The sequence below is a fragment of the Amycolatopsis nalaikhensis genome (assembly GCF_030264295.1).
Lineage (GTDB): Bacteria > Actinomycetota > Actinomycetes > Mycobacteriales > Pseudonocardiaceae > Amycolatopsis > Amycolatopsis nalaikhensis.
Window position 1 is genome coordinate 8,917,532 of sequence record NZ_CP127173.1, and the last position, 14,023, is coordinate 8,931,554.

16 protein-coding genes are annotated in these 14,023 nt (G+C 73.9%); 4 read left to right on the forward strand and 12 right to left on the reverse strand.

Features of this window, described 5'->3' with window-relative positions:
- Positions 1-5: 5 nt before the first annotated feature.
- From QP939_RS43340 to QP939_RS43355, 4 genes are all read right to left on the reverse strand, one after another.
- The gene (locus QP939_RS43340; RefSeq protein ID WP_285452613.1) at positions 6-560 is read right to left on the reverse strand and encodes a hemerythrin domain-containing protein; all 555 of its coding nucleotides are present in this window, start codon (positions 558-560) and stop codon (positions 6-8) included.
- A 51-nt stretch (positions 561-611) separates the two neighbouring features.
- On the reverse strand, positions 612-797 hold the full coding sequence (locus QP939_RS43345) for a hypothetical protein (protein ID WP_285452615.1): 186 nt from the start codon (positions 795-797) through the stop codon (positions 612-614).
- Entirely contained in the window at positions 797-985 is a 189-nt protein-coding gene (locus QP939_RS43350; protein ID WP_285452616.1) for a hypothetical protein, read from the reverse strand. Before QP939_RS43350 ends, QP939_RS43345 begins: the two co-directional genes overlap by 1 nt.
- Before the next feature lie 93 nt (positions 986-1,078).
- Positions 1,079-2,650: a glycoside hydrolase family 13 protein gene (locus tag QP939_RS43355; protein ID WP_285452618.1), complete on the reverse strand. Its 1,572-nt coding sequence runs from the start codon at positions 2,648-2,650 to the stop codon at positions 1,079-1,081.
- Between the two features lie 41 nt (positions 2,651-2,691).
- Between QP939_RS43355 and QP939_RS43360 the strand changes: the two genes are divergently transcribed.
- Positions 2,692-3,498 carry a class I SAM-dependent methyltransferase gene (locus QP939_RS43360; RefSeq protein WP_285452620.1) on the forward strand — a complete coding sequence of 269 codons (807 nt, stop codon included), beginning with the start codon at positions 2,692-2,694 and terminating at the stop codon, positions 3,496-3,498.
- On the opposite strand, the gene QP939_RS43365 is transcribed toward QP939_RS43360, so the two are convergent.
- From QP939_RS43365 to QP939_RS43385, 5 genes are read right to left on the reverse strand one after another with little or no spacing between them, the layout of a single operon-like run.
- Positions 3,482-3,856, reverse strand: coding sequence for a hypothetical protein (locus QP939_RS43365; RefSeq protein WP_285452622.1), 375 nt, complete (start codon positions 3,854-3,856; stop codon positions 3,482-3,484). The genes QP939_RS43360 and QP939_RS43365 overlap by 17 nt on opposite strands.
- A gap of 8 nt (positions 3,857-3,864) precedes the next feature.
- Positions 3,865-6,978, reverse strand: a complete 3,114-nt coding sequence (locus QP939_RS43370; RefSeq protein WP_285452624.1) for a WXG100 family type VII secretion target — start codon at positions 6,976-6,978, stop codon at positions 3,865-3,867.
- On the reverse strand, positions 6,978-7,295 hold the full coding sequence (locus QP939_RS43375; protein ID WP_285452625.1) for a hypothetical protein: 318 nt from the start codon (positions 7,293-7,295) through the stop codon (positions 6,978-6,980). The genes QP939_RS43370 and QP939_RS43375 overlap by 1 nt, the downstream gene beginning before the upstream one ends.
- 1 nt (position 7,296) lies before the next feature.
- Entirely contained in the window at positions 7,297-7,554 is a 258-nt protein-coding gene (locus QP939_RS43380; RefSeq protein WP_285452627.1) for an acyl carrier protein, read from the reverse strand.
- Entirely contained in the window at positions 7,547-9,187 is a 1,641-nt protein-coding gene (locus QP939_RS43385; protein ID WP_285452628.1) for a fatty acyl-AMP ligase, read from the reverse strand. The genes QP939_RS43380 and QP939_RS43385 overlap by 8 nt, the downstream gene beginning before the upstream one ends.
- 69 nt (positions 9,188-9,256) lie before the next feature.
- On the opposite strand from QP939_RS43385, the gene QP939_RS43390 reads away from it, so the two are divergent.
- Entirely contained in the window at positions 9,257-9,736 is a 480-nt protein-coding gene (locus tag QP939_RS43390) for a DUF2087 domain-containing protein (RefSeq protein WP_285452630.1), read from the forward strand.
- Here the strand turns inward: QP939_RS43390 and QP939_RS43395 are convergent.
- Positions 9,700-10,656: a sigma-70 family RNA polymerase sigma factor gene (locus QP939_RS43395; RefSeq protein ID WP_285452632.1), complete on the reverse strand. Its 957-nt coding sequence runs from the start codon at positions 10,654-10,656 to the stop codon at positions 9,700-9,702. The two genes, QP939_RS43390 and QP939_RS43395, sit on opposite strands and share 37 nt — an antisense overlap.
- 35 nt (positions 10,657-10,691) lie before the next feature.
- Entirely contained in the window at positions 10,692-11,210 is a 519-nt protein-coding gene (locus QP939_RS43400) for a bifunctional nuclease family protein (protein WP_285452634.1), read from the reverse strand.
- A gap of 155 nt (positions 11,211-11,365) precedes the next feature.
- Between QP939_RS43400 and QP939_RS43405 the strand changes: the two genes are divergently transcribed.
- Both QP939_RS43405 and QP939_RS43410 read left to right on the forward strand, forming a co-directional pair.
- Positions 11,366-11,839 carry an SRPBCC family protein gene (locus tag QP939_RS43405; RefSeq protein ID WP_285452636.1) on the forward strand — a complete coding sequence of 158 codons (474 nt, stop codon included), beginning with the start codon at positions 11,366-11,368 and terminating at the stop codon, positions 11,837-11,839.
- Between the two features lie 81 nt (positions 11,840-11,920).
- Positions 11,921-13,321 carry an MFS transporter gene (locus tag QP939_RS43410; RefSeq protein WP_285452638.1) on the forward strand — a complete coding sequence of 467 codons (1,401 nt, stop codon included), beginning with the start codon at positions 11,921-11,923 and terminating at the stop codon, positions 13,319-13,321.
- Positions 13,322-13,380: 59 nt separating this feature from the next.
- On the opposite strand, the gene QP939_RS43415 is transcribed toward QP939_RS43410, so the two are convergent.
- Positions 13,381-13,962: a DinB family protein gene (locus tag QP939_RS43415; RefSeq protein WP_285452640.1), complete on the reverse strand. Its 582-nt coding sequence runs from the start codon at positions 13,960-13,962 to the stop codon at positions 13,381-13,383.
- Positions 13,963-14,023 lie beyond the last annotated feature (61 nt).

Consider the following 14,023-nt stretch of genomic DNA (forward strand, 5'->3'; position numbering starts at 1 on the left):
CTCGCTCAGCGGCCCAGCGCGCCGCGGATCAGATCCCGCGCCCGGTCCATGATCGCCGCCGGGGGACCCAGCAAAAGGTTCGCCGTCGCGGTCTCCACTCCCGGGTGCGGGCGGGTCGGGGCCGCCGCCTCCGCCACCCGGACCGTCGCCGCCATCGCGTGCAGGCGCTCCGGGGGCCGGTGGGCTCGCAGCAGCGGGAACTCCTCGCGCTCCTCGTGCTCCGCGTGTGCCAGCACGTCGTCGCGCAGCTGGACCAGCAGCGTGTCGAACCCGTCCGCCTCCGGGCCCATCTTCTGCAGCGTCGTCAGCAGCTCCTTGGCCCGGTGCTCCTCCCCCAGCCGCGCCTCGACCACCGGCTTCGCCGCCGCTTCCAGGTCGCGGATCTCCGGGTGCACCACCAGCTCCTCCGCCGTCTCGTGCACCGCCAGCAGCCGCACCAGTCCGTGGAACAGCTCGCGCCGTTCGTCGCCCGTCGCGGTCTCCAGCTCGGCGAACAGCTCTCGGATCTCCCGGTGCTGCCGCTCCAGCAGCTCGATCACGTCTTCGTCGTGCTCCGGCATGGGGGCCTCCTCGCGTCGATGTCGCCGGAGGCTTTCCCCGCCGCGGGCCGCTTACTCCTCGCGGCGCCCCACCGCCAGCCACACCGCACCCGCGATCGCCAGCGCGATCCCGGCCACCGTCCACCAGGACCACCACGTGAAGAACGCGACGACCAGCCCGACGGCCAGCAGCACGCCCCCGCCCACCGCGGCGGGGTCGTCCTTCCCGGCCCGCGAAAACCCGCCCGCGAACGCCATCAGGCCCCCCGTCCGTCGACCGCGGCGACGACCAGTGCCGCGCACCGCGTCACCGGCAGTCCTCTCTCCTGCGCCAGCTCGACCAAGGCCGCGTGGGCGGCCGGGCCCGAGAGTCCTTGGGCCGCAAGCACTTCCAGGGCCAGGCCGACGACGTCGCCGGCGGGCGGGGTGGTGGTTCGCACGGGCATCGGAAACCTCCGGATCATTCGGCGGCGAAGCGAACGCGACCGGGTACCCCGCCGCACTCGGGTTCACACCGAACCTTCCCGGGCCGGGTCCGCTCAACTCCCGGCGAGCCACACCGCGGCATCCGGCGGAAGCCGTCCGTCCTCGAGCGGGGCGCTGGCCAGCAGGATCCGCGCCCCGTCCGGCAGTTCGCACGGCTCGGCCGCGAGGTTCACCACGCACGCGAAGCCCGGCTCCCGCGCGAAGGACAGCACACCCGGAGAAGCGGGCCGCCACGTGAGCGTCCCGTCGCCCAGCGCCGGGTGCTCGCGGCGGACGGCGAGGGCGGCGCGGTACAGGCCCAGCATCGAGCCCGGGTCGCGCTCCTGCGCACTCGCCGTCAGCTCCCGCCACCGCGACGGCTGCGGCAGCCACGTCGGCGCGCCGTCGGCGGTGAACCCGAACGGCGGCGCCGTCCCCGACCACGGCAGCGGCACGCGGCAGCCGTCCCGGCCACGCTTGGTGCGCCCTGAACGTTCCCACGTCGGGTCGGCGAGCACCGACTCGGGCAGGTCCTCGACTTCCTCCAGCCCCAGTTCTTCGCCCTGGTACAGGTAGGCGCCGCCGGGCAGGGCGAGCATCAGCAACAACGCGGCCCGCGCCCGCCGGCGGCCGAGTTCCGCGCCGCCGAACCGCGTCACGTGCCGGACGACGTCGTGGTTGGACAGCACCCACGTCGCGGGCGCGCCGACCGCCCCCAGCGCGCCGAGGGTCCGGTCGATCACCTCGCGCAGCGCGGCGGCGTCCCACTCGCAGCGCAGGAAGTCGAAGTTGAACGCGGTGTGCAGCTCGTCCGGGCGGACGTAGCGCGCCAGGCGGTCCGGCCGGTCGACCCACGCCTCGGCGACGAACACGCGGTCCGGCCCGAACTCGGCCGCGATCTTCCGCCAGGCGCGGTAGACGTCGTGGACGCCGTCGAGGTCCCAGTGCGGGTGCGCGCTGCGGTCCGGCGGCCGCGCGATCTCTTCGTCGTCGACGCCGAGGTCGGGGAACGCCGGGTCCTTGAGCAGGCCGTGGGCGACGTCGATGCGGACCCCGTCGACCCCGCGGGCGAACCAGAACCGCAGCAGGTCCTCGAACTCCGCGCGGACTTCGGCGTGGTCCCAGTTCAGGTCGGGCTGTTCCGGGGCGAACAGGTGCAGGTACCACTCGCCGTCGGCGACGCGGGTCCAGGCGGGGCCGCCGAAGACGCTGCGCCAGTCGGTCGGCGGCCGCTCGCCGTCCGCGCCGCGGCCGGGCCGGAAGTGGTAGCGCGCCCGCTCGGGTGAGCCGGGCCCGGCGGCCAGCGCGTCGCGGAACCACCGGTGCCGGTCGGAGGTGTGGTTCGGCACGACGTCGATCAGCACCCGCAGCCCGAGCCGGTGCGCCTCGGTGACCAGGGCCGTCAGGTCGGCGTCGGTGCCGAACAGCGGGTCGACGACCCGGTGGTCTTCGACGTCGTACCCGCCGTCGACCATCGGCGAGCGGTACCACGGCGTGGTCCACACGGCGTCGACCCCGAGGCCGGCCAGGTAGCCGAGGCGGGAGCGGAGCCCGGCGAGATCGCCGGTGCCGTCGCCGTCCGCGTCGGCGAAGCTGCGTACGTAGACCTCGTAGACCACGGCGTCGCGCCACCAGTTCGCGTCCATGACACCCGAGTATCCGGGACCCGCGGCCGTACGCTCGGATCGTGACCTGGGAGTGGGATCCGATGCTGTACGCCGGCAGCGCCGCGCACTACGCGCGAGGCCGGCTCCCGTACCCGGCGGCGCTCGGCGAGGCGTTCGCCGCCGAGCTGGGGCTGGACGGCACGGGTCGGCTGCTCGACGTCGGCTGCGGGCCGGGTTCGCTGACGCGGGTGCTGGCCGGGTACTTCGCCGAAGCGGTCGGGCTCGACGCGGACGCGGACATGCTCGGCGAGGCGGCCCGGCTCGGCGCCCGGAACTGCCGGTGGGTGCACCGGCGGGCCGAGGAGCTGCCCGCCGGACTCGGGGTGTTCCGGCTGGTGACGTTCGCCCAGTCGTTCCACTGGCTGGACCGGCCGCGGGTGGCCGCGGCGGTGCGCGGGATGCTCGCGCCCGGCGGCGTCCTCGCCCACGTCCACGCGACGACGCACGAGGGCGGCGACGGGTCCGTGCCCCGCGCGGCGATCACCGAGCTGGTGCGGAAGTACCTCGGCCCGGTGCGGCGCGCGGGCCGGGGCGCGCTGCCGGACGGCACGGCGGGCGGCGAGGCGGAGATCTACCGCGCCGCGGGGTTCCGGGGTCCGCGACGGTTCGAGGTCGCGAGCCCGGCCGTCACCCGCGGCGCCGACGAGGTCGTCGACAGCGTCTTTTCGTTGTCCAGCGCGGCACCCCACCTGTTCGGCGACCGCCGCGACGAGTTCGAGGCCGAACTCCGGCGGCTGTTGCGCGCGGCGAACCCAGCCGGGACGTTCACCGAGCGGCCGCGCGAGATCGCCGTCGACCTCTGGTGGCCGGTCACCAGGGGTTGTTGAAGTCCTCGTCCTCCTCGACGGCCGCCCGCGGACGGCGGGACGGCCGCGGCTCTTCCCGAACCGGTCGCGCGTCCGCGGCGGGCGCGAACGACGGCGCCGCGCCGGGGTACTCCTCCGCGTCGAACGCCGAGGGCGCCTCGGCGTGGGACCGGTCGGTGCTCCAGCCCGACTTCGTCTTGCGCTGCGCCATTTCCCGGACGTGCTGGACGTACCGCTCGGCCGCCTGGACCTGCTTGGTCATGTACTCCTGGGACCGCGCCTTGATCTCCTCGCCCTGCTGCTCGCGCAGGGCACGGCGGTCGGCTTGCTCCCGGACGAGGCCGTCCAGCTCGGCCTTCATCGCGGCGATGTCGGTCATGCGTCCTCCTACCAGGACCGCGTGGACGGCGGGTCTTCGTCGTCGTTGAGGGAGCCGATGATCCGGCGGCCGGGCTCGCCGAGGTTGTCGAAGACGGCGCCTTCGACGCGGTAGGCGGGCGACCGGCGTTCGGTGTCGCCGCCCCCGCCACCGTGGGCGCCGGCGCCCATCGCGCCCATGCCGGGCATCCCGGCCATCGACTGGCCGGGCGCGCCCGCCGCGGTGGGCGCGGCCGCGAACGCGGCGGCGGGCTGGGCCTGCGCCGCCCCGACGCCACTGTGGACACTCCCGGACATCGGCGTCTCCCCGAGTCCCGCGCCGCCCGGGTCGAAACCCGCGCCGGCGAGGCCGGAGCCGCCCGGCGAGCCGCCGCCGATCCCGGCCGGAGCCGGGCCGCCGCCTCCGGTGCCGCCGTCGTGCGGCTTGAGGTCTTCGAGGGTGCCGCGGTGGGCGGGCAGGTCGTCGTCGGCCTTCTTGCCGGGGGTGTCGCCGAGCGCGTCCGAGGGCTTGTCGTCCTCCCCGAGGGTGTAGGTCGTCGGCTTGCCGCTGCCGTCGTCGACGGTGACGACGGTCGGGCCGCCCTCGCCGTCCGGCCGCTCGGCGGTGATCTTCAGGTCGCCGTCCTGGATGTGGATCTTGCCGTCCGGGCCGGGGCGGTAGGTGTCGTCGTCGGTCCCTTGTGGACTGTCGCCGGGCTTCTCGCCGGACCAGTCGAGCTTGAAGTCCTTGGGATCGCCGGGACCGTCGCCGACCTTGATGTCCATCTTGCCGTCGTGGTCCGGCTCGGTCATCTCGAAGGTCTTGTCGCCCTGCTTGACCTTGAGGACATCGGGGTCGTCGTCGGTCTTGCCGTCGGCCTTGTCGTCACCCTTGTCGTCGCCGAGGAGGCTGTCGGGCTTGCCGTCGTGGTCGGTGTCCAGGCCGGTGCCGCCCGGGTCGTCGGTCTTGATCGGGTCGCCGTCCAGGCCCTTGAGGGCTTCGGCCGCCTTGTCCTTGGCGTCCTGCGCGGCCTGCTCGGCCGCGGCCTTGCCGTCGTCGCCGCCCGCGCCGGAATCGCCGCCGAGGCCACCGGCTCCGTCGCCGGACTCGGTCTCGATGCCGGGGCCGCTGAACTCGCTCAACGCGTCGGCGGCCTTCTTCTTGGCTTCCTCGGCCGCCGCGGCGGCGGCTTCCTGCCCGCTCGCCGACGGCGACGGCATCGAAGAGGGACTCGTGTCGTCGGAACCCGCACCCGAGCCGCCGCCCAGGCCACTGCCCGAACCGGCGCCGCCACCCAGGCCCGCGCCACCGCCCGAACCCGCGCCGGAGTCACCGCCCAGACCCGAACGCGAGTCGCCGCCCAGGCCCGCACCGGCGCCGGACTCCGTCTGGATGCCGGGGCCGCTGAACTGGCTCAGCGCGTCCGCGGCCTTGTTCTTCGCCTCTTCGGCGGCCTGGGCCGCCTGCTGCTTGGCCGCTTCCGCCGCGGCCGCGCGGTCGTCCTGGCCGCCGTCCGACGAGCCGGAACCCCCACCCGCGGAACCGCCGCCGGAACCCGCCGAGCCCTCCGGGATGTCGGGCACCGGACCGCCGCCGCCCGACCCGGAACCACCCGCACCGCTCGGCAGGTCGGTGCCGGAACCGCCACCGGAACCCGCGCCACCGCCGGGCACGCCGGACCCGGAACCCGTGTCGGGGATCGGCGGCACCTGGCCACCCGAGCCACCGGCGCCCGAGCCGGAACCACCCGCACCGCCGCCGGGAACACCCGAACCCGCACCGCCACCGGGAATCCCGGAACCCGAACCATCACCCGGAATCCCGGAACCCGAGCCCGCGCCGCCGCCGGACCCGCCCGCGCCGTACCCGCCGCCAGCGCCAGCCCCGCCACCCGAGCCAGCCCCGCCGCCCGAGCCGCCCGGACCACCGCCGGAACCCCCGGCCGAACCGGAGCCCGGACCGCCGGGCAGGGACACGCCCTCGAACTCGTTCTTGACCGCGCCCATGACCTTGTCGAGCGCGTCGTAGGCCTGGTCGACCAGGTCCTTGGTGTCCTTGCAGGTCTTCTCGAAGCCCTTGTACAGCCGGTCCCACATGTCGGGGTTGAACTGGTTCTGCACCCACTGCTTGGCCAGGTCCTGGCCGTGCTTCTTGATCTCGTCGCCGTCGCAGCAGCCCTGGTCGTTGAGCGTCTGCACGAGGTTGGTGCCGAAGTTGAGGTCCATCCAGCCGGCGATCTGGGCCAGGTCCTGCTCGTTGCCGTGCTCGCCGTTGGCGACCGCGACGACCTTCTGCGCCATCGTGTAGTCGGCCTTGCCGACCAGGTCGGTGTACATCCCGATGACCGCGTCGGCCTTGCCCTTGCAGAGCTGGAACACCGTCGTGGCGGTGGTCAGCGTCGCCTCGCTCGCGGTGCCGAGCGTCTGCGACAGCTTGGCCGCCTTCGGCTGGATCTTGTCGTTGTAGGTGTCGGACGCCGCGTCGGCCCCCGCGCCGCTCCACGTCTGGTAGAGCGTGCCCAGCTGCGATCCGGTGTCCTGCATCGTCCGGTCGACCGTCTCCGAACCGCGCTTGAAGTGCGCGGCGTCCGCGACGAAGTCGGCGAAGCTGATGCCGCGCTGCTCGTCGAACGGCTTGCGGATGTCGTTGTCGAGGTCGATCGCGCGGGTGTTGCCGCGGCAGTCGGCCGGGATCTTCGCCAGCAGCGAGCCGAACGTCTCGAACAGCTTGAGCGCGGGCGCGGCGGCGTCGAAGAGCTCGTCGGACGTCTTCGTGCCGCTGGTGGCGCCGTCGTCACCGGCGGCGGGCGGCTGGGTGGCGTCGAGCTTGGTCTTGCCCTCGTCGACGGCCTTCTTCTCCTGGTCCTCGTTGTAGGAGTTCTGGTCGCCGCTCTGCTTGGCCTTGTCGAACGCCTCGTCGACGGACTGCCCGGCGAACAACGGGTTCGCGTTGTAGGCCTGCGCGTACTTGTCGGCTTCCTGGCGCTTCTGCTTGATGTCGTCGGGTTCCTGGTCGGCCAGGAACGGCGGCGGTGGCGGGTTTTCCCGCAGCCAGCTGCTGATCAGCGCGCTCTTCTGCGCGGCGGGGACGCTCGGGTCGTCCAGCAGCGCCTTGACGTCGGACCACTTCTTGCCCTCCGCCATCAGAGCGCCCCTCCGGCGTTGGTGATCGTGCCCGACTGCGTGTCCTCGTTGGCGCCGTAGCTCTGCCCGGCGGTGCCGAGGTTGGTGCCGAACGAGCCCAGCGTGCTGCTGTAGCCGGAGACCGCGGCCCACAGCGCCTGCGCGCCCGCGGTGTACTTCTCCGCGTGGGTGCCGTGCGCCCGGCCGAACTTCTCCGCCGTCACCTGCGGGGTCTGCAGGTCCGGGTTGTCGTCCAGCAGGTTCTCCGCCAGGTCACCGATCGTCTTCGAGGCCGTCGACAACGCCTCGGTCGTCGCGGTGTACCCCCCGCCGCTCATTTCAGCGCCTTTCCTCAGATCCGCCAGTTCCCAGGGCTTCCGCGAGCACGGCGGCCACCGAACCCACGTCGGTGAACCGGTCGAGCTGGTCCAGCTCGATCGTCACGCCGTAGTAGACCTCCAACGCCGCCAGCAGCTTGATCCGCCCTTTCGAGTCGATGCCCAGCTCCTCCAGCGGTGCGTCGGGCTCGACGAGGGCCGGGTCGAGCCGGAAGGTGTCGCTGACGACCTTCGTGACCTCGGCGCGGTGATCACCCACGGTCGCCACCATAACGTGCCTTCGCGGCCGACCGGGCGACCTTCCCGCTGGAGGTGCGCGGAAGTCCACCGGAAGGGACCAGATGTACCGTGCGGAGCGTGAGTCCGTGCTCCGCGGACACCGCCCGCAGCACGGCCCGGGTCACCTCTTTGACGTCCGCGTCGGCCCCGCGCGCCCATTCGGCGACCACCACCGCCCCTTCGCCGTCGTCGTCGGTGACGCCGAACGCGGCGACGCGGTCGCGCCGCACCGCCGGGTGCGCTTCCGCCGCCGCGGCCTCGATGTCCTGCGGGTGGAAGTTGCGGCCGTCGATGACGATGAGGTCCTTGAGCCGTCCGGTGACGTAGAGGTCGCCGCGGTGGACGACGCCGAGGTCGCCGGTGCGCAGCCAGCCCCCGAGGCCGCCGAGGGTGGCGCCGAACGCCGTGGCGTCGCCGCGGCCCCAGTAGCCGGTGGCGACGTTCGGGCCGTGCACCCAGATCTCGCCGACCTCGCCGTCGGGCAGCGCGCGCCCGTCGCGGACGATCCGGACGAGCTGCCCGACGGGTCGCCCGACCGAGACGAGCTCCTGCCCGTCCGGCGTCTCGACCGCCCGGCCCTGGGCAAGCGCTTCCCGGTCGAACACCGCGCCCCGCGGCCCGTCCGGTCCCGCGCTGGCGACGTACACCGTGGCTTCGGCGAGCCCGTAGGACGGGCAATGGGCCTCCCGCCGGAAGCCGTGCGGCCCGAAGACCTCCTGGAAGCGCTCGACGGTCCGCGGCCGGACGGGCTCGCTGCCGTTGAGCGCGACGCGGACGTCCGAAAGGTCCAGACCGGCTTCGGCACCGGCGTCGGCCGCCAGGTCGTAGGCGAAGTTCGGGGCGGCGGTGAACACCGCGGGGTAGTCCGCCAGCTGCCGCAGCCACCGGCGCGGCCGGTGCACGAACTCGGCCGGGGCCATGAAGACCGCCCGGCCGCCGCTGAAGACCGGCAGGCACAGCAGCTGGATCAGGCCCATGTCGTGGAAGAACGGGATCCAGCCCGCGCAGGTCGTGCCCTCGTCGACGGCGTAGGCGCGGCTGCCCTGCCAGCAGGCGGCGACGATCGCGCGGTGCGGGATCACCGCCCCCGCCGGTTCCCGCGTCGAGCCCGACGTGTACTGCAGGTAGGCAGCGCTTTCCGGGGCCACCGGCACGGGATCGGCGCCCGGCCCGGTCAGCTCGTCGGCCACGACGACGTGCTCGTGCGCGGGCAGCCGCGGCGCCGCGGCCGACGACGTCAGCCAGACGCGTGCGCCGGAGTCGGCCAGGACGCCGGCGAGCCGGTCGGCCTGCGCGGGGTTCGACGGCACCATCAGCGGCACCGCGACCAGCCCGGCGGCCAGCGCGCCGAAGAACGCGAGCGGGTAGGCGAGCTCCTGGCCCGCGAGGACCGCGACGCGCTCCCCCGGCTCCGCGACCCGGCGCAGCTCGCCGGCGACGACGCGGACGCGCGCGGCGAACTCCGCCCAGGTGAGCGTGTGCTCGACCCCGCGACTGTGGTCCTGGTGGGTGAAGAGCGGCCGGTCGTCGTCCGCGCGGGCGAACAGCCGCTCGACGATGGAGGTGCGCAGCACGTCCTCGGGCACGGTCACCGGCGCGGTCGGACGGGGCACGCCGCGCAACCTACCGCGCGCCGGAAAGACCCGAGCGCCGAGGCCCGTGCCGGGAGTACCTTGCGGGCCATGGCCGCACCCGAAGCCCTGGTGTCCGCCCTCGCGGACCCGGAACGACTGCACCTGTTCGCCCGCATCTGCGCCGCGCCCGAGGGACTTCCCGTGGACGGCGGCACGACGAAGCTCGCGAAACGGTTGCTCGACGCGGGCCTCGTCACCGTGGACGGCGAGCGCTACCGGGCCGTGCCCGCGGCCTTCCGCGAAGCGCTGGCCAAGGCGCCGGCCGATCCGCTCGACGCGCTGTTCCGCCGCGGCAGGCTCGTCACCATCCCGCATTCGGGCAAGCGACGGCAGCTGCTGCTGGCCCACCTCGCCGAGCGGTTCGAGCCCGGCCGGCTCTACACCGAGCAGGACGTCCGCGAGAAGCTCTCGATGGTGCACGACGACCACGCGACGCTGCGGCGCTACCTCGTCGACGAAGGCCTGTTGCAGCGCAGCAACGACGGCGGTGCCTACGGCCGTCCGTCGGAGGCCCGCGCCGCGGGCTGAGTGGCGGGAAGGTCGAACAGCGCCAGCACGGCGGGATCGGCGAACACGACGTTGTGCGCCACCCGCGACCCGGCGATCGTGAAGACCTGCAAGGTGTGCAGGCGGTACCCGCCGGTTTCGTCGCGGCAGTACGCCACGAGCGCGGGCTGGCCGTTGGCGGCCGCGCGCGTCAGGCGCCAGTCCGGGCCGCGCATCGCGAACAGGCGGTCCATGAACGCGCCGTAGCCGTCGCGGCCGCGGTACCACAGCGGCACCGGCGGCATCTCCAGCACGGCGTCGTCGGTCAGCAGCGCGACGAGCCCGGCGACGTCGGCCCGTTCGAACGCGCGGACGTAGCGGTCCAGGACCGCGGCCACCGCGGTGTCGTCCGGGGCGCCGACGTCGTCCACGCTCAGGCCGCCGAGCCCGGCGCGCGCCCGTTGCAGCGCGCTGTTGACCGCGGCGGGCGTGGTGTCCAGGAACCCGGCCACCTCCGCCGCGCTGAACTCCAGGACGTCCCGCAGGATCAGCACCGCGCGCTGCTTCGGCGGCAGGGTCTGCATCGCCGCCAGCAGCGCCAGCCGCAGTGTGCCGCGGCGGACCGCCCGGTCGCCGGGGTCGTCCGGCAAGGGTTGCAGCCACGGGATCTCGAACGACGGCGTCAGCGGCGCGGCCGGGTCTTCGCTCGGGCGGCCGAGCCCGGACGGCAGCGGCCGCCGCGCCCGGCCTTCCAGCGCGGTGAGGCAGGCGTTGGTCGCGATCCGGTAGAGCCAGGTGCGCACCGACGCCCGCGCCGGGTCGTAGCCCGCCCACGCCTTCCAGGCGCGGACCAGCGTTTCCTGCACCAGGTCCTCGGCTTCGTGGACCGAGCCGAGCAGGCGGTAGCAGTGCACCAGCAGCTCGCGCCGGTGCGGCTCGGTGTGCGCCGCGAAGTCCCGCATCAGTCTCCCGTCCGCCCCGTCCGGGAGATCATGCCCTACCGGTCGTCGAAGTCCTCCGGCCGCAGGCCGTCGAGCTCGGCGCGGAACCGCTCGACCTCGGCTTCGGTGTCCAGCACGTCGGCGGCCGGGCCCTCGGCCTCCTGCTCCTCGACCTCGAGCTGCACGGAGGCGACGTCGAGCACCTCTTCGGCGACCCTGATCGGCGCGCCCTGGCGCAGGCCGAGCGCGACCGCGTCGCTCGGGCGGGCCGACACGCGGGTCCCGGAGACGAGCACGAGGTCGGCGTAGAAGATGCCGTCCCGCACCTCGGTCAGCTCCACCGCGGCGACGCCCTGGCCGAACGCCGCGAGCACGTCGCCGAGCAGCTCGATCGTGCCCGGCCGCGGCTGCGCGATCTGCTCCCGCGCCCGCACCAGCGCCTCGGCCTCGCCGTACCCGATCATGATCGCCAGCCAGCGCCGGGCCCCTTCCGGCTCGCGCAGCAGCATCAGGGGTGCCTCACCAGGCACCGGGACGGCCATCCCCACGACCTCGATCGGGATCACGCTGACCACGCACCCTCCGTGTCGGTTCTCCTCCGCGCGCGAGATACCCAGAATCGGGGGGCGGCAATCCGGATGCGACCGGGAGTTTTTCACCGCCTCTCCTCGGCTGCGGACCCCGGCGGCGGCTCTTGCCCGGCGCGGCGCGCCGCTGTCACCGTCGGAGGGTGGAACCGACGATTTCGCGCAGCATCGACGTGCCGGCCGCGCCGGGCACGGTCTGGTCGTGGGTCACCGACCTGCCGCGGATGGGCGAGCTGAGCCCGGAGAACGTCGGCGGGCGGTGGCTGGACGGCGCCGGGCCCGCGCTCGGGGCGCGGTTCCGCGGCCGCAACCGCAACGGCGAGCTGCGGTGGTGGACCCGGGTGCGCGTCGTCGCGTTCGAGCCGGAGCGCCGGTTCGCCTTCGACGTGCGGACGCCGTTCGGGTCGCGGGTGTCGCGCTGGGAGTACGTCCTGACCCCGGGCGACGGCGGCTGCCGGGTCACCGAGAACTGGTACCGGATCGGCAGCTGGGTCGTGCGGAAGTTCATGGGCCCGCGCGTCACCGGCCGCGCCGACCGGCCCGGTTACAACGTCGAGTCGATCGAGCACACCCTCGCCGCGCTGAAGGCGCGTGCCGAGCGGGCCGCCGCCGCGTGAGGTAGGTCGCTTCAAACAGGTAAGTCTCTTGTTGAAACTTGCTCTCTCCAGCTAGGTTGCTTTTCCGGACCTAGGAGGGACATGACCGACACCGCGCCGAAGCCCGGCCTCGTGCTGCTGGTCGTCTCGACGGCGGCGTTCCTCGCGAGCCTCGACACGTTCATCGTCACCATCGCCTTCCCCGGCATCCGGCTGGCGTTCCCGGGCGACGACCTCGCGACGCTGTCGTGGGTGCTCAACGGCTACACCGTGCTGTTCGCCGCCTGCCTCGCCCCGGCCGGGCGGCTGGCGGACCGGTACGGCCGCAAACGGCTCTTCCTCGTCGGCGTCGCGGTGTTCACGCTGGCTTCGGCCGCGTGCGCGGCCGCGCCGTCGATCGGGGTGCTGATCGCGTTCCGCGCGGTGCAGGCGATCGGCGCGGCGCTGGTCATGCCGACGTCACTGGCGTTGCTGCTGACGGCGTTCCCGCCGCACCGGCGGCCGCTGGCGGTCGGGGTGTGGGCGTCGGTGGGCGCCGCCGCGGCCGCGCTCGGCCCGCCCGTCGGCGGCCTGCTCGTCGAGGCGTCGTGGCGCTGGGTGTTCCTGGTGAACCTGCCGATCTGCATGGCGACACTGCTCGCCGGGCCGCGGGTGCTGCGCGAGTCGCGGGACACCTCGACCGGCGTCCCCGACCTGCTCGGCGCGGCCGGGCTCCTGGTCGGCGTCGGCGCGCTGGCTTACGCGCTGGTCGAGGCGCCGGACCACGGCTGGTCCTCGTCCGGCGTCCTGATGGCGTTCGCGGTGGCTTTCGCCGCGCTGGCGTGGGTACCGCTGCGGTCGGCGCGGCACGCGGTGCCGGTGCTGGACCTGCCGGCGTTGCGCGTCCCGACGCTGTGGCTGGCCTGCGTGACCACGGGCGTGTTCGCCGCCGGGTTCGCCGCGATGCTGTTCGGCAACGTGCTGTTCCTGACGTCGGTCTGGCACGACTCGATCCTGGTCGCCGGGCTGTCGCTGGCCCCGGGCCCGCTGATGGTGGTGCCGGTGTCGATCCTGGGCGGCCGGTTCGTGCCCCGGTTCGGACCGGGCCCGGTGGTCGCGCTCGGCGGCGTCTCGTTCGGAGCCGGGGTGCTGATCTGGTTGCTGCGCATGGGTTCCACGCCGGACTACGTGGCGTCGATGCTGCCGGGGCAGCTGCTGACCGGCATCGGCGTGGGCCTGATCCTGCCGAGCCTGTCGGGGGTGGTGGGCACGGTGCTGCCGGCGGCCCGCTGGGGCGCGGGATCGTCGATGGTGAACACGACGAGGCAGATCGGCACGGTCCTCGGCACGGCGGTGCTGGTGGCGGTCTTCGCGGGAACACCGGACCTGGCGGACTTCCGCCGCGGCTGGCTGGTAGTACTGGCGACGGCGGCGGCGACGGTGGTGGGCGGCGTCCTGATCGCGGCGCGCCGCCGCACGGACCACCACGCCGAGCACGTTCCGGCCCCCGCCCCGGTGTCTTGAATGAGTCATTCAGGTCTTCGGAGGTCCTGAATGACTCATTCAAGACCTCCGGCGGCGGCTCATTGGCCCACGCGGCCGTCGATGCGTTCGCGCAACAGGTCCGCGTGGCCGCAGTGCCTTGCGTACTCCGAGACCTGACCCACCAGCACGTCCCGCAGCCGCACGTCCGCGCCGTCGGGGCCGTAGTCCGACGCTCCCGCGTTGGGTGTGCCGAGGTCCGCGACGCCCTCGACGAACCGGTCGGTGGCCGCCGCTTCGGTTCGCCAGCGGTGCCACGCGTCGGCGACCACTTCCGGGTCGGCGACCGCGCCGTTCCAGTCGCCGTCGCGGTCTTCGGCCGTGCGGTACAACTTCGGCGCGTCTTCGCCCGCCATCACGCGGCGGACGTGCCGCTCCTCCTCGGCGAGGTGCCGAAGCAGGCCGAGCAGCGACATCGTCGACGGCGGCACCGACCGCCACGCGAGCTGCTCCGCGTCCAGGCCCGCGCACTTCAGCTCGATGGTCCGACGGTAGTAGTCCAGCTGCTTGAGCAGGACGGCGCGTTCACCGACCGGCGCGGGCCCGGCTTCGCGCGGATCGTCGTCCGGATCGACCCACATGTCGGGGAACACCGTCGCCTTCGTCCACCGTGCGGCCGTCATCCCGGCATTGTCGACCTACGCCCACCGCGCGGCGACTGGTTTTCCCGCGCGTGCACCGCTT

Coding starts and splice junctions, on each gene's coding strand:
- QP939_RS43340 (WP_285452613.1), bottom strand. CDS start 560: ATGCCGGAGCACGACGAAGACGTGATCGAGCTGCTGGAGCGGCAGCAC.
- QP939_RS43345 (WP_285452615.1), bottom strand. CDS start 797: ATGGCGTTCGCGGGCGGGTTTTCGCGGGCCGGGAAGGACGACCCCGCC.
- QP939_RS43350 (WP_285452616.1), bottom strand. CDS start 985: ATGCCCGTGCGAACCACCACCCCGCCCGCCGGCGACGTCGTCGGCCTG.
- QP939_RS43355 (WP_285452618.1), bottom strand. CDS start 2,650: ATGGACGCGAACTGGTGGCGCGACGCCGTGGTCTACGAGGTCTACGTA.
- QP939_RS43365 (WP_285452622.1), bottom strand. CDS start 3,856: ATGACCGACATCGCCGCGATGAAGGCCGAGCTGGACGGCCTCGTCCGG.
- QP939_RS43370 (WP_285452624.1), bottom strand. CDS start 6,978: ATGGCGGAGGGCAAGAAGTGGTCCGACGTCAAGGCGCTGCTGGACGAC.
- QP939_RS43375 (WP_285452625.1), bottom strand. CDS start 7,295: ATGAGCGGCGGGGGGTACACCGCGACGACCGAGGCGTTGTCGACGGCC.
- QP939_RS43390 (WP_285452630.1), top strand. CDS start 9,257: ATGGCCGCACCCGAAGCCCTGGTGTCCGCCCTCGCGGACCCGGAACGA.
- QP939_RS43395 (WP_285452632.1), bottom strand. CDS start 10,656: ATGCGGGACTTCGCGGCGCACACCGAGCCGCACCGGCGCGAGCTGCTG.
- QP939_RS43410 (WP_285452638.1), top strand. CDS start 11,921: ATGACCGACACCGCGCCGAAGCCCGGCCTCGTGCTGCTGGTCGTCTCG.
- QP939_RS43415 (WP_285452640.1), bottom strand. CDS start 13,962: ATGACGGCCGCACGGTGGACGAAGGCGACGGTGTTCCCCGACATGTGG.